This is a genomic window from Vibrio qingdaonensis (assembly GCF_026191675.1).
Taxonomy (GTDB): domain Bacteria; phylum Pseudomonadota; class Gammaproteobacteria; order Enterobacterales; family Vibrionaceae; genus Vibrio; species Vibrio qingdaonensis.
The window spans coordinates 1-23,619 of record NZ_JAKRRY010000026.1 but is presented as its reverse complement, the minus strand read 5'-3'; the positions used below and the strand labels follow the sequence as shown (position 1 = coordinate 23,619).

Below are 23,619 nucleotides of genomic sequence, written 5' to 3'. Positions count from 1 at the left end.
TGCGGGGCTTTATTATTTCTATCGGTAAAGTCTGTGTAGCAGACATCACTTTTCTTGCCTAACATGACCGATGAAATCGCTTTGTTTCTGTCCTTTTTTATGAGAAGACTAGGCGAATGCTTATTCATGGGGTTACAATATGTCCCCAAAATCTAACTCGAATTATTTCAGGAAAAGCTGCATGTACATGAGCACAGATGAGGTTCGCAACGCGTTCCTTAAGTTCTTTGAGAGCAAAGGGCACCAAATCGTAGAAAGTTCATCATTGGTTCCTCACAATGATCCAACGTTGCTTTTCACTAACGCCGGGATGAACCAGTTCAAAGACTGCTTCCTAGGTTCAGAAAAACGCAGCTATACGCGTGCGACGACGTCGCAGCGTTGTGTCCGTGCTGGTGGTAAACACAACGATCTTGAAAACGTTGGCTTTACTGCTCGTCACCATACTTTCTTCGAAATGCTGGGTAACTTCAGCTTTGGTGATTACTTCAAAGAAGATGCGATTGGCTTTGCTTGGGAATTCCTGACAGAAGCATTGAAACTTCCACAAGAGCGCCTATTAGTCACAATCTACGAGACAGATGACGAAGCGTTTGAGATTTGGAATAAAAAAGTTGGTATTCCTGCTGACCGTATTATCCGTATTGGTGACAAAAAAGGTGGTAAAGCCTACGAGTCAGATAATTTCTGGCAGATGGGTGATACGGGTCCATGTGGTCCTTGTACGGAAATATTCTATGATCACGGTGAGCACATTTGGGGTGGACGCCCTGGTACGCCTGAAGAAGATGGTGACCGCTTTATCGAGATCTGGAACAACGTCTTTATGCAGTTCAACCGTCACGCTGACGGTACGATGGAGCCATTACCTAAGCCGTCAGTAGATACGGGCATGGGTATTGAGCGTATCTCTGCCATCATGCAAGGGGTGCACTCCAACTATGAAATCGATGTTTTCCAAACACTAATCAAAGACGCGGCAGAGACGATTGGTTATGAAGACCTATCTAACCAGTCGTTACGTGTTATTGCAGACCACATTCGTTCATGTTCATTCCTGATCGTTGATGGTGTGATGCCTTCAAATGAAGGTCGTGGTTACGTATTACGTCGTATTATTCGTCGCGCTGTACGTCACGGTAACAAGCTGGGGGCACAAGGTGCGTTCTTCTATAAGCTTGTTGGCACTCTGGCTACGATCATGGGCACAGCTGGCGAAGAACTGAAGAAGCAGCAGGCGCTGGTTGAAAAAGTACTACGTATCGAAGAGGAAAACTTTAGCCGTACACTTGAGCGTGGCATGGTCATCCTAAATGATGCCCTAGACGCACTTGGCGACGAGAAAATCCTTGATGGCGAAACCGTGTTTAAGCTTTACGATACTTACGGCTTCCCTGCTGACTTAACCAATGATGTGGCTCGTGAACGCGAGTTTACTATTGATGAAGCAGGCTTTGAAAAAGCAATGGAAGCACAGCGCCAACGTGCTCGCGAAGCGGGTCAATTTGGTACTGATTACAATGCGACGATCAAAGTTGACACAAACACCGAGTTCTGTGGTTATAGCGCGACGCAAGGGGCTAGCACGGTTGCAGCACTATTTGTTGAAGGCAAAGAAGTCGACGCACTCTCTGCGGGCGATAAAGCGATTGTGATTCTTGAAGAAACGCCTTTCTACGCTGAGTCTGGTGGTCAGTGTGGTGATGCTGGTGTATTGAAAACATCGGCAGGACGCTTCAAAGTTGAAGATACTCAAAAGCTAGGTAATGCGATTGCGCACCATGGCGAGCTGATTGAAGGTGTGCTTGCTAAACATGATGATGTGGATGCCATCGTTGATGCTGAGCGTCGTGCTGCGATTACGTTGAATCACTCGGCGACCCACTTATTGCACGCTGCATTGCGTCAAGTATTAGGTGAGCATGTTGCACAGAAAGGCTCTTTAGTTAAAGCCGACAGCTTGCGTTTTGACTTCTCTCATTTAGAAGCCATGACAAAAGCAGAAATTAAAGAAGTTGAACGACTTGTTAACGCGCAAGTTCGAATTAACCATAGCATTGAAACTCAAGTTATGGACATTGAATCGGCGAAGAAAAAAGGCGCGATGGCGCTCTTTGGCGAGAAATATGACGAAGAAGTTCGCGTACTTTCAATGGGTGACTTCTCAACGGAATTGTGTGGCGGTATTCACGCACACAATACGGGTGATATTGGTCTGTTTAAGATCACGTCAGAAGGTGGTATTGCTGCCGGGATCCGTCGTATTGAAGCGGTAACGGGTGAAACAGCACTTGATGCTGTGGAAGCTCAACAGCATGCACTAGAAGCCAAACTCGCAGAGTCGGCTCAAAAGTCGAAGTCGCTTGAAAAAGAAATTCAACAACTGAAAGACAAGATGGCGGCGGCAGAAAGTGCCAATATCATGGGTAAAGTTGAAGACATCGCAGGGACAAAAGTATTGGTCGCAGCGATTGAAGGTGCTGACAATAAAAACTTACGTACTATGGTCGATAATGCTAAGAACCAAGTGGGTAGCGGCGTTATTTTGATTGCCAACGTAGCGGATGGAAAAGTCGGTCTTATTGCTGGTGTGACAAAAGATCTTATCGGTAAAGTCAAAGCGGGTGATCTCGTTAAGATGGTAGCGGAACAGATTGGTGGTAAAGGCGGTGGCCGTCCAGATATGGCCCAAGCTGGAGGCACAGATGTTGAGGCACTGCCAGAAGCGCTTCTGTCGGTACGCGTTTGGTTAGAAGAACGCTTGTAACGATTTAAGCTCGTAATACAATGCCCAATCAATAGCTATTGATTGGGCATTGTTGCTTTAAGGTGCCTTTGATAAGCGCAGTCAATGGCAATGCAAACTAATGCGTTATAATTTTATGGTTCTATGACCACGCTAGAGCTTTACCATGCTTCGAGTGTGTTGGCTGCTGCTAACGAAGGACTGGTTCAGCTGGCAAATGGTGTAGATCCCAATGAGTCAAAGGCACATTACTGCTGTCTGGGAAGGTGAAAACTGGTGAACAAACCGCTAATCGTACAAAAATTTGGTGGGACTTCGGTTGGCTCTATTGAGCGAATTCAAAGCGTTGCAAAGCAAGTGATTCAAGCTAAATTGGCGGGTAATCGACTTGTAGTCGTGGTATCTGCGATGTCAGGTGAGACAAATCGCTTAGTTGAGTTGGCAAAACAAATTGATAGTGTACCGAATGCTCGTGAGCTCGATGTCCTGCTCTCTACGGGGGAGCAAGTGTCCATGGCACTGTTAGCCATGGCCTTGAGTAAATTAGGGCATCATTCTGTCTCGTTGACAGGGCAGCAAGCTCAGATCCAGACAAATAATCAGCATAACCACGCCACGATTAGCGAAATAAACACGCAAGTAATACAGCGCTACCTAGACGATGAAATCATTGTTATTGTTGCAGGTTTTCAAGGGGTTAATGCCCTTGGCGATATTACTACTCTGGGAAGGGGGGGCTCGGACACGACCGCAGTAACACTAGCGGCCGCGCTGTTGGCTGATGAGTGCCAAATCTATACTGATGTAGCGGGTGTTTATACCGCTGACCCACGTGTTGTGGTGAATGCGAAGTGTTTAGATAAAATTGACTTTACCACTATGGAAGTTATGTCGAAAAAAGGGGCAAAAGTACTGCACCTACCTTGCGTAACGCATGCCGGGAAAAATGATGTTCCTCTACGTGTACTCTCAAGCTTTGAATCAGGATCTGGCACGTTGGTTAAGGGATGGAACCCCACACCAGGTATGTCTGGTATCGCATTGAAAAAGCATTTGCTCGCAATATCGATACCAGCGCACCAAAAGCAGCGTATTGACCAGCAAATTAAGTTGTGTGGTATCGAGATTGATTGTCAGATTACCGATGATGCTGATTACACCCTAATTGCTCAGCCTGATGCCATACACAGAGTTGTGGCCATGTTATCCGAGGTTGCGACAGAAAAAAGTCCAGTAGGGCTGGTAACCGTTGTGGGAGATATCTCGCCACCCTTTACCTCACAATCTCAACAACTTCTCAACTTGGCGGAAATATCTGTTCTACACTTTTGTGAAGATAAACACTCATTTACTTTCGTTATAGCCTCCGAGGCTATCGACAAAGCGGCTAACGTACTGCATGATAACTACATTATTTCCAATGACACCGTTTCAAGAGAAGAGAAATTGGCCTATTTGGGGTAAATAGTTGTTAGAAGATAGTTTACGAAAATATAACTTATGTTGGATAATGTGTTTCGTAGCAAGATAATTAGAGATTACTCAAGGAGCAAAGAATGCTGATTTTGACTCGCCGTGTTGGTGAAACATTAATGATTGGTGACGAAGTCACTGTTACTGTATTGGGTGTAAAGGGTAACCAGGTTCGCATTGGTGTTAATGCTCCTAAAGAAGTATCAGTGCACCGTGAAGAAATTTACATGCGCATTCAAGCAGAAAAGGGAAATGGTAATGTTGCACCAGGCAACTACTAATTTCTTTTAAAGAGGGCTAGCATTTTGCTGGCCTTTTTATTATCTACAATTTGCCATTATGTCTTAGACTTAGTGCGAATTTTAAACAGTGAAAATGTGCTTATGTGGCACTTTGATTAATTTGCCAACGGTTAAGCTGTTTTTTGCAATTTTTGCCAAGAAAGTGTTTGACTTATTTTTGGTAAATCGTAATATGTGCCTCCGCAAGACGGTGAGGTGGCCGAGAGGCTGAAGGCGCTCCCCTGCTAAGGGAGTATACGGTTTATAGCCGTATCGAGGGTTCGAATCCCTCCCTCACCGCCATTCTTGCACTGCTTAATTTTATGAAGCAATTCATAAAACGAAGTAAATGATGCGCTCTTAGCTCAGCTGGATAGAGTACCTGGCTACGAACCAGGCGGTCGGAGGTTCGAATCCTCCAGAGCGCGCCACTTCCCCTTGCAAAGGAAGATTAGCAATACAAGACGGTGAGGTGGCCGAGAGGCTGAAGGCGCTCCCCTGCTAAGGGAGTATACGGTTTATAGCCGTATCGAGGGTTCGAATCCCTCCCTCACCGCCATTATTGACCTTGAGTCAATTTTTTTGTTCTCAAGACAATTTAATGTGATATGCTTCACATTCTGCGCGCTCTTAGCTCAGCTGGATAGAGTACCTGGCTACGAACCAGGCGGTCGGAGGTTCGAATCCTCCAGAGCGCGCCACAATTTGAAAATGTTTGATAGTAATATCGAGCATACTGTGCGTCCTTAGCTCAGCTGGATAGAGTACCTGGCTACGAACCAGGCGGTCGGAGGTTCGAATCCTCCAGGACGCGCCACTTTTTAGGGTCTTAGATCCTGATGCCGCTCTCTTGAAAAAGAATACGACATCAAAACTTTGTGCGCTCTTAGCTCAGCTGGATAGAGTACCTGGCTACGAACCAGGCGGTCGGAGGTTCGAATCCTCCAGAGCGCGCCACAATTTGGAAAATGTTTAATAGCAATATTAAACATCCCGTGCGTCCTTAGCTCAGCTGGATAGAGTACCTGGCTACGAACCAGGCGGTCGGAGGTTCGAATCCTCCAGGACGCGCCACCTTTTAGGGTCTTAGATCCTGATATGGTTTTCTTAAAAAGAATACGATATTAAAACTTTGTGCGCTCTTAGCTCAGCTGGATAGAGTACCTGGCTACGAACCAGGCGGTCGGAGGTTCGAATCCTCCAGAGCGCGCCACAATTTGGAAGTGTTTGATAGTAATATTAAGCATCTGTGCGTCCTTAGCTCAGCTGGATAGAGTACCTGGCTACGAACCAGGCGGTCGGAGGTTCGAATCCTCCAGGACGCGCCACTTATTTAAAACCCTGCCTTTGGCGGGGTTTTTTATTAACAAAAAATTATCATATCACTAACCTTATTATTACAAATGGCTGTTTTTTAAAAGAAAGTTACTTGTAATTTTAAGCGTGTCTCAGTTTTAAACCCTTACTTTGTTATGTTGTTCACTCAGTATGAAGTTCTGTGTAACGTGTCTTACACGATAAATTGTCGGCTTCATCATAGTTTTTCGTTTGAATAACGTTTTAATGGCAACTCTAGATTAAACAAAATTGACAAACTTTCACCAATCGAGATAATCCTAGTCCTCTTGCAATGGAAGCAATGTAAGAACGTATGCATATCTAACCTTAGGCAATGATGCCTAGTACTTGGTTGAATGACTTGTCAGGATGACAAAGAAAGGACGCAAAATGACTAATATTGGAAGCCTGCTAGGCGATGCGGCTACCCTAATGCTAACGGGCATGTCCGTTGTATTCGTATTTCTAACTATTCTTGTTTATCTCGTTCGGTTAATGTCGAAATTGGTGCCAGAAGAAGCGCCAGAGCCGATCGCTGCCCCAAAACAAACTAAACCATCACTGTCCCCATCGAATACTGTTAGCCCGAGTGTTGTCGCTGCTATTTCTGCAGCCGTACACCAATACCGCACTTCGGCCGCAAAATAGATTAAGTTAAGATTAAAAGGAGTTAATGAGCATGTCTAAACCACTAGCTATCACGGACGTGGTACTTCGTGACGCCCATCAGTCACTGTTTGCTACCCGTATGCGAATTGAAGATATGTTACCTATTGCCGCCGAGCTGGATAAAGTCGGCTACTGGTCGTTGGAAACATGGGGCGGTGCCACTTTTGATTCATGTATTCGTTTCTTGGGTGAAGATCCTTGGGAGCGCTTACGTGAACTAAAGAAGGCAATGCCAAATACGCCGATGCAAATGCTTCTGCGTGGTCAGAATTTATTGGGTTATCGCCATTATGCTGATGACGTAGTGGAAAAGTTTGTTGAACGTGCTCATGCCAATGGCATGGATGTTTTCCGTATCTTTGATGCGATGAACGATGTTCGCAACTTTGAAAAAGCAGTGAAGGCAACTGTTGACGTGGGTGCCCATGCACAAGGAACATTGTCTTACACCACAAGTCCAGTACACAACACGAATACTTGGGTTGATCTAGCGAAACGCCTTGAAGATCTTGGCTGTCACTCTCTTTGTATAAAAGACATGGCAGGTCTTTTAAAACCTTATGAAGCAGAAGATCTTATCACGAGAATTAAAGAGTCTTGTGATGTGCCACTCGCATTGCATTGCCATGCTACAACGGGTTTATCTGCGGCAACGGCAGTAAAAGCGGTTGAGGCCGGCATTGATATTTTAGATACCGCTATTTCATCAATGAGTCAGACTTATGGTCACACACCAACTGAAACCGTGGTGGCGATGCTACAAGGGACTGAGCGTGATACTAACCTCAAACTAGAACAAATTGAGCCTATCGCGGCTTACTTTAGAGAAGTTCGTAAAAAATACGCAAAATGGGAAGGACAACTGAAAGGTGTCGATTCGCGTATTTTGATTGCTCAGGTGCCGGGTGGCATGTTGACTAACATGGAAGGTCAACTTAAAGAGCAAGGCGCCGCTGATCGTCTTGATGAAGTACTTGAAGAGATCCCTCGCGTACGCGAAGACTTAGGGCATATTCCATTGGTCACGCCAACATCGCAAATTGTCGGGACTCAAGCGGTCATTAATGTGCTGACTGGTGAGCGTTATAAGAGTATCACTAAAGAGACGGCTGGTGTCCTCAAAGGTGAGTACGGAACTGCGCCAGCACCAGTGAACGCCGAGCTACAAGCAAAAGTACTCGATGGTGCAGAGCCTATTACTTGTCGTCCTGCGGATCGATTGGAAGCGGAAATGCATACATTAACCGATGAGCTGCTCGTTAAGGCGAAATCCGAGGGGATTTCCTTAGCAGAGGATACGGTTGATGATGTACTGACGTATGCCTTGTTCCCACAAGTAGGATTAAAGTTCCTAAAAAATCGTCACAATCCCGATGCATTTGAACCAGCGCCGACGTTAGAAACAGCGAAACCCGTTGCTCAAGCTGCGTCTCCGGCACCGAGCAGTGGTGGAATTGAGTCTTATAGCGTGAAGGTGGATGGACAAGTTTATGATGTTGAAGTCGGTCCTAAAGGTGAACTCACATCAGTCACGCCTTCTGCCGCCGCTCCTGTACAAGCTGCCCCAGTTGCTGCTACGAACGTAGAAGCGGTAGGTGCACCGTTGGCAGGTAATATCTTTAAGGTCAACGTCGCGTCCGGTGCTCAGGTGGAAGAGGGCGACGTACTACTGATTTTAGAAGCCATGAAAATGGAAACAGAGGTTCGAGCAGCGCAAAGTGGTGTGGTGCACGATATACATGTCAAAGAGGGCGATGCGGTTACCGTTGGCGCACCTCTCGTTAGTTTGGCGTAAGGGAGTACCATGGACGGATTGATGACCTTATGGTCAGAAACAGGGATCGCTAACTTTGAGTTTGGCCAGATCTGTATGATGTTAGTCGGTGGTTTATTGCTGTTTTTAGCGATAAAGAAGGGCTTTGAACCACTGTTGCTATTGCCGATCGGCTTTGGTGCAGTGCTCGCTAATATCCCTAATGCTGGATTCACCGATCCCGGCGGCTTATTGTACTACGTGTATTACATCGGTATTGAAACTGGCGTTTTTCCACTGTTAATCTTTATGGGCGTCGGTGCCATGACCGATTTCGGGGCATTAATTGCCAACCCGAAAACGTTGTGGCTAGGCGCTGCGGCTCAGTTTGGTATTTTTGCGACACTATTTGGCGCAATCTTACTCAACTACGTGCCTGGTATGGAGTTTTCTATGCCAGATGCGGCGTCGATTGCCATTATTGGTGGTGCCGACGGACCGACGGCTATTTTCCTAGCTAGTCGTTTGTCCCCAGATTTACTGGGAGCCATCGCGGTTGCGGCGTATAGTTACATGGCATTGGTGCCAATTATTCAGCCGCCTATCATGAAAGCACTGACGACTCCAGAAGAGCGCAAGATAAAGATGGCTCAGCTGCGTCATGTCAGTAAAGGGGAGAAGATCCTCTTTCCTCTAGCTGTCTTGTTAATGACCATCTTGTTCTTACCTTCTGCAACGCCATTGGTCGGAATGTTTTGTCTTGGTAACTTGATGCGTGAGGCTGGTGTCGTTGATCGTCTATCAAAAACCGCGCAGAACGAGCTGATTAACATAGTGACGATCTTTTTAGGGCTAGGTGTTGGTTCAAAGTTACAAGCGGATCAATTCTTAAACGTTGAAACCTTAGGCATTTTAGCCCTAGGGGCCGTGGCATTTAGTATTGGTACTGCTGGAGGCGTGCTTATGGCTAAGCTTCTTAATAAGTACTCTAAAGAGGACATTAACCCATTAATTGGCGCTGCAGGTGTTTCTGCGGTACCGATGGCAGCGCGAGTTGTGAATAAAGTTGGTTTAGAGGCCAACCCACAAAACTTCTTGTTGATGCATGCGATGGGACCAAATGTTGCTGGTGTATTAGGCTCAGCCGTTGCGGCAGGCATACTACTGGCGCTGGTTGGCTAATCAGGTTGCTAGATAGTAAAAGGGGGAGCTAAGCTTCCCCTTTTTGTTGCCTATCGTATTTCAGATACGATATCTGGCGCTTATTTTGTTACATAGCGGCAGTGAATGGTTGATTTAATGACCTAGTAGTCTGGGTACTAAATGGCTAATATGTTGTCACTGCACGAAAAAAGGATAGTGACATGCAATGCAAACAAATTGTAATCCCTGAATTTGGCGCGCCAGAGGTGCTCCAAACGCGTGAAATTGACATGCCAACACCCCGGAAGGGGGAAGTGCTAGTCAGAGTCGCTTTTTCTAGCATTAATCCAATTGATGTCAAAACACGGGCGGGTCTTGGTTGGGCAGCCAGTGAGAATAAAGACAACTTGCCTTGGGTGCCTGGATATGACATTTCGGGGAAAATCGAGCAGTGCGGCGACAATGCATCCCGTTTCTCTGTTGGTGATGAAGTGGCGGGCTTTATTGGGTTTCCGGCTCGAGGTGGGGGGTATAGCCAATACGTTTGCGTCCCAGAGAGCGAGCTATCCTCAATCCCTAGCACAGTGACTTTGGAAGCGGCGGCGGCATTGCCTTTGGCGGGTCAAACTGCCGCTCAAGCGATTAATAAAGCACAAGTTAAAGAAGGCGAGCGTGTCCTTATTTTAGCAGGAGCGGGTGGTGTGGGGCATATTGCGGTGCAAATTGCGATTGCGACAAAAGCGGAAGTGTATACCACATGCAGTGAAGCTAATTTGGACTATCTGGCAACGCTTGGTGCACATGCGATTAACTATCAATTTGCACCTGCCTCGGAACGGTTATCTGATATCGATGTCCTGATTGACCTTGTTGGTGGAGAGGTTGCACTTGATGCATTGAAGTGTTTAAAAGACCATGCACGAGTGATCACCATTCCTACAGTAACGGCTGAACTCGTCTGTGAGAAAGCGACGCTGCTAGGTTTTAGTGCCAGCGGCATGTTGGTGTCTCCAGACCCTAAACAGATGGAGACATTGCTATATATGGTCGGAGTTGGTTTACTGAAAACAGAAATACAGCACATTTTCCCATGGCATGATGTTATTAGCGCTCATAAGCAAGTTGAAACCAGCCGCACGCGTGGGAAAGTCTTATTGGATATGCAATGTTAGAGTCGTTTTCTCAATATCTAGCGCAGTCTTGGTTTGCCGACTCTGCGTTAGCGGTCTTATTTATCTCCGGTTTTTTAAGTGCGACGTTGCTACCCGGTGGGTCGGAAGCAGGATTAGTTGCAACGTTAAGTCTGGGTCAGTACAGTACTTTGACCGTTATTTTGGTAGCGACAATTGGTAACACTCTCGGTGGGTTGACGAATTACTGGATCGGTCTTTGGTTACCAAATCGAACTCAAAACGAAAAGCATGGTCATAAAGCCATAGCTTGGATACAAAAATATGGTTACTGGACACTGTTGTTCAGTTGGCTACCTGTCATTGGTGATCCCCTGTGTTTAGCCGCAGGGTGGTTAAGAATGAAATTTCTTCCTTGTGTTGTACTTATCGCAATTGGTAAGGCGCTTCGCTACGCTGCATTGGCAGCGATCTTCTTTGGTCTCTTCTAAGGAGCATATATGAAAAAGATCTGGCTCGGCATGATGTCGTTAGTCTTTATTTACGGTTGTAGCAGCGAGACTACAACATCGACGACAGTTAACTTGCCTGATGGTGTGCGTCTGATTGAAGAAGCAAAGCCGGATCCGAGTAAAACGATGATCCCCTATTCGAAGTACCAGTTAGATAATGGCTTAACGGTCATCCTTGCCCCTGATAATTCCGATCCGTTAGTGCATGTCGATGTCACTTATCATGTAGGTTCTGCGCGCGAAGAAGTGGGAAAATCGGGCTTTGCACACTTTTTTGAGCATATGATGTTTCAAGGCTCGGAACACGTTGGTGACCAGCAACATTTTAAAATTATCACCGAAGCTGGTGGTACGCTTAATGGCACCACGACACGTGATCGCACCAACTACTTTGAAACTGTCCCTGCGAATCAGTTAGAAAAAATTCTTTGGCTTGAAGCCGATCGTATGGGCTTTTTACTTGGCGCAGTTTCTCAGCACAAATTTGAGATCCAGCGAGATACAGTAAAAAATGAACGCGCACAAAATTACGATAATCGCCCTTACGGCTTAGTTTGGGAAAAAATGGGTGAGGCCATGTATCCAGAAGGGCATCCATATTCGTGGCAGCCAATTGGTTATGTAGAGGATTTAGATCGTGTGGATGTGAATGATCTAAAAGCTTTCTTTTTACGCTGGTATGGTCCGAATAATGCGGTATTAACTATTGGTGGCGACATCGATACCGAGCAGACCTTACAGTGGATTAGTAAGTACTATGGTTCTATTCCAAAAGGTCCAAGTGTCGATAAGGCGCCGAAACAGCCAGCTATTGTCCCAAATGATCGTTACGTCACATTAGAAGACCGAATTCGTCAACCTATGGTTGTCATAGGCTGGCCGACCGATAGCTATAGAGGGGCTGACAATCAAGCCACACTCGAAGCAATGGCTGATGCTATTGGTGGCGGGACGAATGGATTACTGTATCAAAAGTTGATTAAGACTCAGAAAGCGCTCGATGCAGGTGCTTTTACCGAATGTAATGAGTTGTCATGCAATTTCTTTGTGTATGCAATGGGCGCTTCAACAGATAAAGATGGCTTAAAGGCACTTTATCAAGAATTGTTGAGCACGCTGGATGAGTTTGAAAAAGAAGGCATTAGTCAGGCTCGTTTAGAACAGATCACGGGATTGTCTGAATCAGGCTCAGTCTTTGCGTTGCAAAGTGTTAAAGGAAAAGTCACGCAGCTTGCGTCTAACCAAACCTTCTTTAATCAACCAGACAGGTTAGAGCAGCAGCTTACTCAGATCCGTGCAGTCACACCTGAAGATGTTAAAGCGGCTTACAATCAATTCATCAACAACAAACCGAAAGTGACATTAAGTGTGGTACCTGTGGGGCAGTCGGATATGGCGGTGCAACAGGCGAACTTTGAGACCCCTAAACGCACGCTACCTGCTTATGTCAAAGTGACCGAAGATCAGTTAACGTTCCGCCGTCCGGTTGATGATTTTGATCGCAGCGCGATGCCAGAAGTGGCGCAGGCAGTAAAAGCAACCATGCCAGAGCTTTACCAAGTACACTTTGATAACGGTAGTGAGCTACTTGGTACCGTGAGCTCAGAAACACCAACCGTAGAAATACATTTTCAGTTACCAGCGGGAGAGCGTTACGTCGAGAGAGGCAAAGAAGGCCTTGCGGGTATGACAGCCTCCATGATGGAAGAGGGCACAACAACATTAAGTGTCGAAGAACTGCAAGCAAAGCTTGACCAGCTTGGTAGCCAAATTAGCATCAGCGCAGGCTCGTACTCGACACGAGTCACCGTCTCTTCTCTAGAGAAAAATCTGACTCAAACATTAGCGCTAGTTCAAGACGTGTTGTTTAACCCAGCGATGAAGCAGAGTGACTTTGACCGCCTGAAAGCACAGATGTTAGAAGGTTTGGTATATCAGCATCAAAAACCAAGTTGGATGGCATCGCAAGCAACACGTGATGTACTGTTTGGTGATACGGTCTTTGGGCGTTCTTCTGACGGATCAGAGTCGTCGATTGCCTCCATTACACTCGATGAAGTTAAAGCCTTCTATCGTTCGCACTACACGCCGCAAAGTGCGCAAATTGTGGTGGTTGGTGATGTAAGCCGTAAACAGATAGAGCAAAATCTTGGCTTTTGGAAAAACTGGCAGGGTGCAGCTGCCCCTCTGTTGGCTCCAGAAGCGGTGAAGCCGTTAGCGGGTCAACACATTTACTTGGTGGATAAACCCGCCGCGCCACAAAGCATTGTGCGTTTGGTTCGCCAAGGGATGCGCTTTGATGCAACGGGAGAGTTGTATTTGAGCCGCTTAGCGAACTTTAACTTGGCGGGCAATTTTAATAGCAGGATTAATCAGAATTTACGTGAAGATAAAGGCTACACCTATGGTGCGAGTGGGTACTTTGCCAGTAACCGCGAAGTGGGCGCGATCGTTTTTAGTGCACAGGTACGTGCAGATTCAACCATTGCTTCCATTGAAGAGTTGCTTAAAGAGCTAAAAAATTACAGTGACAATGGCATGACAGAAGATGAACTGAATTTCATGCGATTAGCGGTTGGTCAGCAAGATGCGTTGACGTACGAAACTCCGAGCCAAAAAGCCAGCTTACTATCGAGTATTTTGACCTATAGTTTAGACAGAGATTACCTCAAGCAGCGTAACGAGATTGTTGAAACCGTTGAAAAATCGGAGTTGGATGCCCTAGCGGAAAAATGGTTTGACCCGAGTCAGTATCAGATTATTGTCGTGGGTGATGCCAAGGCATTAAAACCACAATTAGAGAAACTGAATATTCCAATTGAAATGCTTGAAATCTCTCAATAGAGTGACCATATAGGGGGGATAGGAGTGGCATTGATAATGTTTCACCTAGCCCTCAATTGGAACAACAACATATAAGCGAATCGCATTTTGACTAATTTTGCTACGCGACTGGAGCAGGTTGCTAAAGATCAGACTGTCTTTAAAGAGTTTGGTCGCGGTGTAGAAAGAGAGACGTTACGTTATACCGAAGATGGCCAATTGGCTATGACGCCTCACCCTACCTCGCTAGGTTCTGCGCTGACGAATGAATATATTACAACGGACTTTTCTGAATCATTACTCGAGTTTATTACGCCAGTCTCCCACGACGTGGATACTCTCGTTAATCAACTGTCAGATATTCATCACTTCACTCAAGCGAAGTTAGACAACGAAAAGCTTTGGCCGCTTTCGATGCCTTGCTACGTCGGCAAAGAAGATGATATTGCCCTTGCGCAGTACGGCAGTTCAAATGCAGGACGAATGAAAACCTTGTACCGACAAGGTTTAAAGCACCGTTATGGCAGCTTAATGCAGGTTATTTCAGGTGTGCACTTTAACTTTTCGTTCCCAGAGTCTTTTTGGGATGCGCTTTATGGTGAACAAGATGAGCCCTCTCGCCAAGCCTCTAAATCGGAAGGGTATTTTGGTTTAATCCGAAATTACTACCGTTTTGGTTGGCTCATCCCTTATTTCTTTGGAGCCTCACCGGCCTTATGCAGTTCGTTCGTGCAAGGAAAAGAGAGTGCGCTGCCGTTTGAAAAAATAGGTGGAACACTTTACCTCCCAGAAGCAACGTCATTGCGTTTGAGCGATTTAGGTTATACCAATAATGCGCAAAGCTCGCTTAAAATCGGTTTCAACAGCCTTAATCAATACTTAGAAGGGTTGAATGAAGCGATTCACACCCCATCGGATGACTTTGCCAAAATTGGTGTCAAAGTTGACGGTGAATACCGTCAATTAAATGATTACGTTCTGCAAATTGAAAATGAGCTCTATGCACCCATTCGACCAAAGCGAGTAGCGAAAAACGGGGAAAAACCGTCTGAAGCGCTATCGAGAGCCGGTGTTGAATACATTGAAGTCCGTTCGTTGGATGTGAATCCATTTAGTCCTATTGGTATTACAAAAGAGCAGATTCGTTTCCTCGATCTATTTATCACGTGGTGTGCGCTGAAAGATTCAGAGCCGATGGATGATTGTGAGCTGGAATGCTGGCGTCAGAACTGGAACAAAGTCATTCTTGAAGGGCGTAAAAAAGGCTTGGAGCTTAAAATTGGTTGTGAAGGTGAAAAACTCTCTAGCCAGCTTTGGGTTAAGCGCGTCTTTGACGATCTTCGCAGTATTGCTATTGTTATGGATGAAGCGCACGGCAGTGATGACTATGTTGCGGTGTGCAACTTGTTAGAACAATGGAATGATGATCCTCAGCAAACGATTTCAGGTCAACTTTTGTCGATGACGAAAGAGTTGGGTGGTTTAGGAAAAGTAGGTTGTGAGTTAGGTAAAAAATACCGAAATAGCAACACGGAACAACGTTATCGCACTTATAGCGAGGCGATGATGGAAGAAGAAGTGATTCGCTCATTTGCGGCGCAGAAAGACATTGAAGCGGCGGATACGCAAGGCTTTGATGAGTTTTTAGCGGACTACTTTGCTCACCTGCAAACGAAAGCGGACTAGTAAGTTCAGTCAATCTGCACGTAAGCCGAGTCTGAAGATACTCGGCTTGCACCGTGTGTGCTGTGCTTTTACAATGACCATACACTATTGAATGCTAAGCTTCATGTCTTGAAGCCTTAACGGAGAAACAACGATGCCTTTATTGGATAGCTTTACCGTCGATCACACTAAAATGCACGCCCCTGCTGTGCGCGTAGCCAAAACAATGCAAACGCCAAAGGGTGATACGATCACTGTGTTTGATCTTCGTTTTACGGTACCTAATAAAGATATCTTGTCTGAAACTGGGATCCATACACTTGAGCATTTGTACGCGGGCTTTATGCGTGCGCATTTAAATGGCGAGCAAGTTGAAATTATCGATATTTCTCCAATGGGGTGCCGTACTGGTTTTTACATGAGCTTGATTGGTACACCTTCTGAGTCAGACGTCGCGCAAGCATGGTTAGACTCAATGCAAGATGTACTAAAAGTAGAAAGCCAAAACAAGATCCCTGAGTTGAATGAGTACCAATGTGGTACGGCCGCGATGCACTCTCTAGAAGAGGCTAAATCGATTGCTACGACGATCATTGCAGCGGGTATTCAAGTGAATAAAAACGATGAATTGGCGTTGCCTGACTCGATGCTACAAGAGCTTAAAGTGGACTAGTGAGTCGATGAAAGCAAAAAAGGATGGCCTAGCCATCCTTTTTTTGTATTTTAGCTTCGCGCTCAAGCGAGTGAGAATCGCTGATCGTGAATCAGAGAGCGAGAATAGGTTAGCAACTTGATGTTAGCCCCATTGGGTTTCAAACCAACTTTCTAGAATCACGACTGCCGATTGGCAGTCTACATTGCCTTTCGATAGGGCTTTATAACCGCCCATACTAAACAGATCAGCTCTCGCTTCTGTCGTTGATAGGCGCTCATCTTGAAGCTCGACGGGCAGACCAAAGCGCCCGTGTAGTCGGTTAGCAAACTTTTTCGCTCTTGGGGTGATACTCTCGAGATCTTTACCATGAAGATCGGTCGGTAGCCCAACAACGATCAAATCGGGTTGCCATTCTTTAATTGTTTTCTCAATGTCATCCCAGTTGGGAATACCATCTTTAGCTTTGAACGCTTTTAAAGGATTCGCGGTCCCTGTCACTTCTTGCCCTATGGCACTTCCGATACTTTTGGTACCAAAATCAAAGGCGAGTATGGTTCTTGTTGTCATGACTATGCGTGCCCAACTTGAGTGGAGAGGTGTGCAATATCAATACCGAGCATTTGAACAGCGCTGTGCCAGCGATCTTTGACCGGAGTGTCAAAAATCACGCTAGTGTCTGCTTCAATCGTTAGCCAAGAATTATCCGCCAATTCCGTTTCTAATTGACCCGCGTCCCACCCGGCGTAGCCTAAGGCGACCAAATAGTTTTCTGGTTGAGCATCAGTGCCGAGTACCGCGAGGATGTCTTTAGATGTGGTCACGGAGATCTTTTCGGTAATTTGGATACTGGATTGATATTTATCTTTGGGTTTATGCAGGATAAAGCCTCGGTCTTCCGAGACAGGTCCCCCATTTAAAACCGGTTCATCTAGGCTTTTGCTGTGCTGCGTTTGGGAGGCGATGGGTAGCTCATTTTGTACTTGCAACAGCATGTTGGCCACGGTGACATCAATAGGGGTATTGATGATAATCCCCATCGCACCATCATCATTGTGCTCGCACACATAGATAACCGTACGTTGAAAGTAAGGGTCTTTCATTCCGGGCATTGCTACAAGAAAATGATTAGCTAAGTTCATTTTCGCCTCCTAACGTGACATGGTTTGGAACCTGTGGTGTTAACTATCAGTCATAACTGTTGGCTTATGCTAAGTTAACCACGGGCACAAACCTCGGTTATTGACCTAATCGGCGCTCAATAGCATCCATCAGCTTACCAGTAATAGAAACATCAAATGCCGCTTCAATCTCGCGAATACAAGTTGGGCTTGTCACATTGATTTCTGTCAGTTTATCGCCAATAACATCAAGACCTACAAATATTAACCCTTTCTCTTTCAAAGTGGGAGCAACAGCAAGGGCGATTTGTTTATCTGTCTCACTTAGTGGACGAGCTTCACCTGTACCGCCTGCCGCAAGGTTGCCACGTGTTTCCCCTTTTGCTGGGATGCGAGCGAGACAATAAGGCATTGGTTCACCATCAACCACGAGAATACGTTTATCACCGTTACTGATATCGGGAACAAAAGTTTGCGCCATTGCGTAGTTTTGCCCGTGATTGGTGAGTGTTTCAATAATTACCGACACGTTTGGATCATCTTGCTTGACGCGGAAAATTGAAGCGCCACCCATACCGTCTAATGGTTTTAGGATCACATCGCCATGAGTATCACGGAAAGCTTTAATTTTCTCCGCTTTACGGGTCACGATAGTGGTTGGGGTGAGTTCTGGGAACCACGCTGTAAAGAGCTTTTCATTACAATCGCGCAAACTTTGCGGCTTGTTAACGATTAATGTGCCTTTCTCTTCTGCTCGTTCAAGAATATAGGTCGCATAGATAAACTCAGTATCAAAAGGAGGATCTTTACGCATAAGAACGGCGTCGAGATCAGCGAGTTCAATCGTCTGCTCTGAGGTGAACTCATACCAGCTTGCCGGATCTTCTTTAAGCGTTACTACTTTTGTATCGGCAACCGCAACGCCTTGGTCAAGGTGCAGGTCTTGCATTTCCATATAATGGATTTCATAGCCACGACGCTGCGCTTCGAGCATCATGGCAAAGCTAGAGTCTTTTTTGATGTTAATGGACGAGATTGGGTCCATTACGATTCCGAGTTTAATCATGCGTGTTCTCCAGTTAGCCTAAATCGCCAAAGCGGACTTGGAGGGCGGTTATCGCTGTTAAGGCAGCGGTTTCCGTTCTCAGTACGCGGGGGCCAAGCAGGGTTTCTTCAAATTGGTATTGTTCCGTCATCTCGATCTCTTGAGGAGACAAGCCGCCTTCAGGGCCAATCAACAGTCTGACCTTGCTAATTGGCTCAGGCAGTGTGTTAATCGAGTATTTTGCTCTAGGGTGCAAATTGAGCTTTAGCGCGTCAGAGGGTTCTGCACACCATTGTTCCAATGACATGATTGGGCGTATTGTCGGCACGGTATTGCGACCGCACTGTTCACAGGCACTAATAGCGATCTTTTGCCATTGCTGCATCTTTTTTTCAAAGCGTTTAGGGTCCAGTTTTACACCGCAACGCTCTGAAATAAGCGGGGTGATGGTATTGACGCCTAATTCAACCGATTTTTGGATGGTAAATTCCATCTTGTCACCGCGAGAGACTACTTGCCCTAAATGCAGATCGAGCGGAGACTCAATACTGTGAGCGACTTTCTCGGTTAAGGCGACAGTGACTGATTTTTTTGTGACTTCATCTATAGTGGCTGGAAATTCATGTCCACTGCCATCAAAGAGTAATACGTCTTGGCCTTCTTTCATTCGTAATACACGGCCAATGTGATTGGATGCATCCTCGCTCAGTGCGAGTCTACCCAAGCTGACAATGGTTTCAGGGTGATAAATACGAGGTACGCGCATAGTAACTTCCAACGAACAAAAAAGGTATTGAGGTATAACATGGATGCAAGCCCCAGAAATTACAAGGGCTTGCTGGCTAAAATAGTCAATGTTCTAGCCCTACGAGCGATCACGACAAGCTGCGACCACAAAAGGGTTATTGTTACCTTGTCGTGAAGCAATACGTTTGTCGCGCTCACACTCCCATGCATCTGCGGGATAAGAACGATTCCACGCATTCATAAGCTGTTTTTGTTGCTTTGACAGTGTGAAGCCATACTCTTGGCTCATATAAAGATAGGTTCGAGCAATCGAGCCTTTTGCTCTATCGGGTGGCATCACTTTACGTTGCTTGAAATTGACCTGCATTTCGCATCGACCGTAGCTCACACCATCAACGCCATTCCACTGACTAAAATTGTAATTGGAGCGATCGCCATTCACTTCGCCAATAGCAGGTGTCAGGTTATGAAGATCCGCTTCCATTAATCGGAACGTTTTGTCATTTTTAGTGCAGTTTTTTCGTCCTCCTTCCTGCCAGCATTGACGCTGGTGGCCAAATTGCCATGCAGGAACAACGTGCTCCCATTCAATTCGGCTTGCCCGTTTTTGTTGTTTGCGAACTTGATAGCCGCAAGAGTCGAGATCGGGCGTGCCTTTTTTTCCTTGCCACTGAATATCACAACCGCAGTAAAAGCTAATAGGGTGATCGGCGTAGATTTTAACCGCCTGCCTTTTGGCTGAGCTAAAGCTGCTCGGTGGTGCTGATTGTACGGTTAAGGGCAGAAAAAGTAGGCCTACTACAAGGGCCGAAGTTACGCGAATGGTCATTTATAAGTCTGATAAAAGTGCTAGATAACCTAGTTTAGATCGCACTTTAGTCTATGACTACTACCTTATTTGACATTAATGACATCGTGGATACTAGCTAAGCTGCTTACCCGAAAATTGAAGAGCAGCGCGGCATTTTTGACATAAGTAGCGTGCTTGCTGCCGTTGTACTTTGTTGTGTCGGCGAATCGTTAACGGGTAGGTCGAGCATTGGCATTGATATTCAAATGTTTTGCCTTGTACCGATGTGATATCCATGGCGTGAGTGGTTTTCGGTGAGACATTAAATACGTGGTGCATTATGGACTGCCAATGAGCACCGTGAGCAGGGACTCGACCATAGAACTTAAAGGCAAGCAGGTGGGCGACCTCATGCGGGATAACCTCATCAATAAAGGTATCGCAGTTTTCTGTAAAGAGAACTGGGTTCAGCCTAATTTCCCATGTTTGTAGATAAGCTTTACCCGCCGCCTTACCTCTTAATTTGAAGCTGAGTGTCGGTATTGGCAAAGTTTGTTGGAAGTGTTGCTCGGCAATTGATATGCACTCGGCCAAGCGCTTTGACGCTCGATAGTGTAAGTCAGTCGTCAATGAAGCCATGGTTAAACCTAATAACGCCCTATGGAAGGGCGTTATTGTAGGTTAGCGGGCTAGTAAAGCAAGACTACGTATGGTGTCTTTTCTTAATGACTTCATGATAGGCGTGCCAAGTACCATATCCTAATATCGGCATGGTGATAATCATACCTAACCCAAAGGTGGCAAAGCCAATCAGTATTCCACCGCAAATAATGAATGCCCAGACAATCATGGCTGGGATATTCGATTTGACCGCATTAAAACTGGTGAAAACTGCCGTCATTACATCAACTCGACGTTCCATCATGAGAGGGATAGAGAAAGCCGATAAGCTAAATATGATGCTAGCGATGACAAAGCCAATCACAGAGCCAGTAATGAGAAATGGAGCGAATTCTGTCAGTGGCGCGCCTTGGACGGATGGGTAAAGCGCATGTAACAGCGCGGCTATTCTCATCCAAAATATCATGGCAACCGCGAGCAACACGGCGAACGCCCACTGTGAGGTGGAGTTGCGACCAATGGCTTTCATGGAATGAAATAAGCTGGCCTTATGACCTTTCTCTCTTTCCCAAGCGGCGTCATAAAGCCCTAATGCAAGGAAAGGGCCAATGAGCATATACACCACAAGGCTTGGCATGATGACTAAATGGGTACCTTGCCACTGTACTAGCTGAACAATCGCGACGGCTGCTGCGGTAAAACACAGCCCATAAAATGCGCTGATAACCGGCATTCTGATTAGGTCATGCAGGCCCAGTGCGAGCCAGTGAAAGGGTGCAGAAATGCTGACTTGGTTACAAGGTATGGTTTTAGCGTAATCCTGATCTTTGACTTCGTGTTTTTTTTGGAAGTCTTCTGTCTGAGCGGTTCGAGGCATATGTCCTCCCTGATTTGACAATCTGGCCTTCGTCTCTGATTTAAGGGACATGAACGAGCCGTATGATCATGTGATCACGGTATTGGCGCAGCGTGTTCCCAAAATGGAGTTAAGGATGCGTGTTGATGAGTTAGCGTAATTCTCATTCTGCATCGTTACTCTTAACGTTAACTATTGACCTAGTCGGGAAAAAACACAATTTTTGTAGGGTAGAAAAGATGGGCCATAACGCAGCTTTATAACACTTTTATAACAAAGTGATTGAAATGATTACTAATAGTAAAAAAAAGCCCTCAAATATTTTTTGAGGGCTTTTTGTTTGAATTATCGCTATGCGTGATAGAGAGCGTTATTTAATACCAGCAAAGTCACGTAGGATTGCCGCTTTATCAGTCGCTTCCCATGGGAATTCTTCACGACCAAAGTGACCATAAGCCGCCGTCTGCTTGTAGATAGGTTGAAGCAGGTTCAACATTTCTTGTAGGCCGTACGGACGCAGGTCGAAGTTTTGACGAACTGCTTCAATGATGATGTCGTGTGCGACTTTCTCGGTACCAAATGTTTCAACCATGATCGACGTAGGATCAGCAACACCGATAGCGTACGACAATTGAATTTCACAACGATCTGCCATGCCAGCAGCAACGATGTTTTTCGCTACATAACGTGCCGCGTATGCTGCACTACGGTCAACTTTTGATGGATCTTTACCAGAGAACGCACCGCCACCGTGGCGAGCTGCGCCGCCGTAGGTATCAACGATGATCTTACGACCCGTTAGACCACAATCGCCCATAGGACCGCCGATAACGAAACGACCCGTTGGGTTGATGAAGAAGTTAGTGTCTTTGTTGATCCACTCAGCCGGAAGTACTGGCTTGATGATCTCTTCCATTACGGCTTCACGAAGATCTGGTGTTGTGACGGAATCGCAGTGCTGAGTTGAAAGTACAACCGCATCGATACCAACGATCTTACCTTGGTCGTATTGGAAGGTAACTTGAGATTTCGCATCTGGACGAAGGAAATCAAGTTTGCCGCTCTTACGAACTTCAGCTTGTTTTTTCACAAGTAAATGAGAGTAAGTAATCGGAGCTGGCATTAGGATTGGCGTTTCGTTAGTCGCGTAACCAAACATGATACCTTGGTCACCCGCGCCTTGCTCTTTTGGATCGGCTTTATCAACACCTTGGTTGATGTCTGGAGATTGCTTACCAATGGTGTTTAGTACTGCACAAGAGTCGGCATCAAAGCCCATATCAGAGTGAACGTAGCCAATTTCGCGAACCGTTTCACGAGTGATTTCTTCGATGTCTACCCACGCTGAGGTCGTGACTTCACCACCAACCATTACCATGCCTGTTTTTACATACGTTTCACAAGCAACACGCGCTTTCGGGTCTTGTTCTAGAATTGCGTCAAGTACAGCATCAGAAATTTGGTCAGCAATTTTATCAGGATGTCCTTCTGAAACAGATTCAGAAGTGAACAGGTGCTTAGCCATGAGAGCTCCAATTACAGTTAAATAAGGCCAGCAATATTGTGCTCGCCTATAAAAAATACAATGATATTTTGTAGGTGTATCTACATCTAGACGTCTATTCTAGTCATCGATGTTTGAGAATCAAGCGATTTTTACTTTTATGTTATAGCCAAACGTTTGCGCATTTTGGAGGTATCACAGTGGAACGGGGTAAAAAAACCCAGTAAAAATGCTCAAAATGGCGGTAAAACGTTTGCAGAGGTTGGGGGGCTTTGCGACAATGCTTGCCGCTGACTTTATTCAGCAAGGAATCAACTTGAAATTCGCTTAATGCACTCAGGAGCAGACATGTCGTCTCGTAAAGAATTAGCTAATGCAATCCGTGCCCTTAGCATGGATGGTGTTCAACAAGCCAACTCTGGTCACCCAGGCGCCCCTATGGGTATGGCTGATATCGCCGAAGTACTTTGGCGCTCTCACCTAAATCACAACCCTCAAAACCCTGAATGGGCTGATCGTGATCGTTTTATTTTGTCAAACGGCCACGGTTCTATGTTGATTTATTCTCTGCTTCACTTAAGCGGTTACGAGTTATCAATCGATGATCTGAAAAACTTCCGTCAGTTACACTCTAAAACCCCTGGTCACCCAGAGTATGGTTACGCACCGGGTGTAGAGACGACAACGGGCCCGCTAGGTCAAGGCATCACCAACGCGGTTGGTATGGCGATGGCAGAAAAATCGTTGGCG

General features: G+C 45.9%; 19 protein-coding genes, 9 tRNA genes and 1 pseudogene. 21 read left to right on the top strand and 8 right to left on the bottom strand.

The features are described 5' to 3' along the window. The first annotated feature begins 181 nt into the window (after window positions 1-181). The 20 genes from alaS (at window position 182) to luxS (ending at window position 16,206) form a co-directional block, all read left to right on the top strand. The gene (alaS, locus tag MD535_RS17430) at window positions 182-2,767 is read left to right on the top strand and encodes an alanine--tRNA ligase (RefSeq protein ID WP_265676318.1); all 2,586 of its coding nucleotides are present in this window, start codon (window positions 182-184) and stop codon (window positions 2,765-2,767) included. Between the two features lie 255 nt (window positions 2,768-3,022). After that, complete coding sequence (locus MD535_RS17425) at window positions 3,023-4,210, top strand: aspartate kinase (RefSeq protein WP_265676317.1); 1,188 nt, start codon at window positions 3,023-3,025, stop codon at window positions 4,208-4,210. Window positions 4,211-4,302: 92 nt separating this feature from the next. Beyond that, entirely contained in the window at window positions 4,303-4,500 is a 198-nt protein-coding gene (gene csrA / locus MD535_RS17420; protein ID WP_009847619.1) for a carbon storage regulator CsrA, read from the top strand. 210 nt (window positions 4,501-4,710) lie between these two features. Continuing rightward, window positions 4,711-4,803: transfer RNA gene (locus tag MD535_RS17415), tRNA-Ser, on the top strand. A 51-nt stretch (window positions 4,804-4,854) separates the two neighbouring features. Beyond that, window positions 4,855-4,931, top strand: a tRNA-Arg gene (locus tag MD535_RS17410). A gap of 35 nt (window positions 4,932-4,966) precedes the next feature. Further along, window positions 4,967-5,059, top strand: a tRNA-Ser gene (locus MD535_RS17405). A gap of 65 nt (window positions 5,060-5,124) precedes the next feature. Then, window positions 5,125-5,201: transfer RNA gene (locus MD535_RS17400), tRNA-Arg, on the top strand. Between the two features lie 39 nt (window positions 5,202-5,240). Further along, a tRNA-Arg gene (locus MD535_RS17395) sits at window positions 5,241-5,317 on the top strand. A 63-nt stretch (window positions 5,318-5,380) separates the two neighbouring features. Next, a tRNA-Arg gene (locus MD535_RS17390) sits at window positions 5,381-5,457 on the top strand. 40 nt (window positions 5,458-5,497) lie between these two features. After that, window positions 5,498-5,574, top strand: a tRNA-Arg gene (locus tag MD535_RS17385). 62 nt (window positions 5,575-5,636) lie between these two features. Then, window positions 5,637-5,713 (top strand) — tRNA-Arg (locus MD535_RS17380). Between the two features lie 38 nt (window positions 5,714-5,751). Continuing rightward, window positions 5,752-5,828 (top strand) — tRNA-Arg (locus MD535_RS17375). Between the two features lie 400 nt (window positions 5,829-6,228). Next, complete coding sequence (locus tag MD535_RS17370) at window positions 6,229-6,486, top strand: oxaloacetate decarboxylase subunit gamma (protein WP_265676312.1); 258 nt, start codon at window positions 6,229-6,231, stop codon at window positions 6,484-6,486. 31 nt (window positions 6,487-6,517) lie between these two features. Then, entirely contained in the window at window positions 6,518-8,302 is a 1,785-nt protein-coding gene (gene oadA, locus MD535_RS17365) for a sodium-extruding oxaloacetate decarboxylase subunit alpha (RefSeq protein WP_265676311.1), read from the top strand. Between the two features lie 9 nt (window positions 8,303-8,311). Beyond that, window positions 8,312-9,442, top strand: a complete 1,131-nt coding sequence (locus MD535_RS17360; RefSeq protein WP_265676310.1) for a sodium ion-translocating decarboxylase subunit beta — start codon at window positions 8,312-8,314, stop codon at window positions 9,440-9,442. A gap of 182 nt (window positions 9,443-9,624) precedes the next feature. Beyond that, window positions 9,625-10,575, top strand: coding sequence for an NADP-dependent oxidoreductase (locus MD535_RS17355; RefSeq protein WP_265676309.1), 951 nt, complete (start codon window positions 9,625-9,627; stop codon window positions 10,573-10,575). Further along, window positions 10,569-11,024 carry a YqaA family protein gene (locus tag MD535_RS17350; protein WP_265676308.1) on the top strand — a complete coding sequence of 152 codons (456 nt, stop codon included), beginning with the start codon at window positions 10,569-10,571 and terminating at the stop codon, window positions 11,022-11,024. The genes MD535_RS17355 and MD535_RS17350 overlap by 7 nt, the downstream gene beginning before the upstream one ends. Before the next feature lie 9 nt (window positions 11,025-11,033). Beyond that, the gene (locus MD535_RS17345; protein ID WP_265676307.1) at window positions 11,034-13,889 is read left to right on the top strand and encodes a M16 family metallopeptidase; all 2,856 of its coding nucleotides are present in this window, start codon (window positions 11,034-11,036) and stop codon (window positions 13,887-13,889) included. A gap of 87 nt (window positions 13,890-13,976) precedes the next feature. Beyond that, entirely contained in the window at window positions 13,977-15,554 is a 1,578-nt protein-coding gene (gene gshA, locus MD535_RS17340) for a glutamate--cysteine ligase (RefSeq protein WP_265676306.1), read from the top strand. 133 nt (window positions 15,555-15,687) lie between these two features. Then, window positions 15,688-16,206, top strand: a complete 519-nt coding sequence (luxS, locus tag MD535_RS17335) for an S-ribosylhomocysteine lyase (RefSeq protein WP_265676304.1) — start codon at window positions 15,688-15,690, stop codon at window positions 16,204-16,206. 123 nt (window positions 16,207-16,329) lie between these two features. On the opposite strand, the gene ruvX is transcribed toward luxS, so the two are convergent. The 8 genes from ruvX to metK form a co-directional block, all read right to left on the bottom strand. After that, window positions 16,330-16,755: a Holliday junction resolvase RuvX gene (ruvX, locus tag MD535_RS17330; protein WP_265676303.1), complete on the bottom strand. Its 426-nt coding sequence runs from the start codon at window positions 16,753-16,755 to the stop codon at window positions 16,330-16,332. A 2-nt stretch (window positions 16,756-16,757) separates the two neighbouring features. Beyond that, a complete protein-coding gene (locus MD535_RS17325; RefSeq protein ID WP_250615846.1) occupies window positions 16,758-17,327 on the bottom strand; it encodes a YqgE/AlgH family protein in 570 nt (189 codons plus the stop codon). A 97-nt stretch (window positions 17,328-17,424) separates the two neighbouring features. Then, window positions 17,425-18,372 (bottom strand): glutathione synthase, encoded by a 948-nt coding sequence (gshB, locus tag MD535_RS17320; RefSeq protein ID WP_265676302.1) that lies wholly within the window; start codon window positions 18,370-18,372, stop codon window positions 17,425-17,427. A 13-nt stretch (window positions 18,373-18,385) separates the two neighbouring features. Beyond that, window positions 18,386-19,117, bottom strand: coding sequence for a 16S rRNA (uracil(1498)-N(3))-methyltransferase (gene rsmE, locus MD535_RS17315; protein WP_265676301.1), 732 nt, complete (start codon window positions 19,115-19,117; stop codon window positions 18,386-18,388). A gap of 99 nt (window positions 19,118-19,216) precedes the next feature. Continuing rightward, window positions 19,217-19,927 (bottom strand): endonuclease, encoded by a 711-nt coding sequence (locus MD535_RS17310; RefSeq protein ID WP_265676300.1) that lies wholly within the window; start codon window positions 19,925-19,927, stop codon window positions 19,217-19,219. Between the two features lie 93 nt (window positions 19,928-20,020). Beyond that, window positions 20,021-20,518: a SprT family zinc-dependent metalloprotease gene (locus tag MD535_RS17305; RefSeq protein WP_265676372.1), complete on the bottom strand. Its 498-nt coding sequence runs from the start codon at window positions 20,516-20,518 to the stop codon at window positions 20,021-20,023. A gap of 73 nt (window positions 20,519-20,591) precedes the next feature. Next, complete coding sequence (locus MD535_RS17300) at window positions 20,592-21,386, bottom strand: DUF2189 domain-containing protein (protein ID WP_265676299.1); 795 nt, start codon at window positions 21,384-21,386, stop codon at window positions 20,592-20,594. 349 nt (window positions 21,387-21,735) lie between these two features. Next, the gene (metK, locus tag MD535_RS17295; protein ID WP_265676298.1) at window positions 21,736-22,890 is read right to left on the bottom strand and encodes a methionine adenosyltransferase; all 1,155 of its coding nucleotides are present in this window, start codon (window positions 22,888-22,890) and stop codon (window positions 21,736-21,738) included. Window positions 22,891-23,217: 327 nt separating this feature from the next. Here metK and MD535_RS17290 point away from each other — a divergent pair. Beyond that, a pseudogene (locus MD535_RS17290) lies at window positions 23,218-23,619 on the top strand (transketolase); the annotation flags it as partial.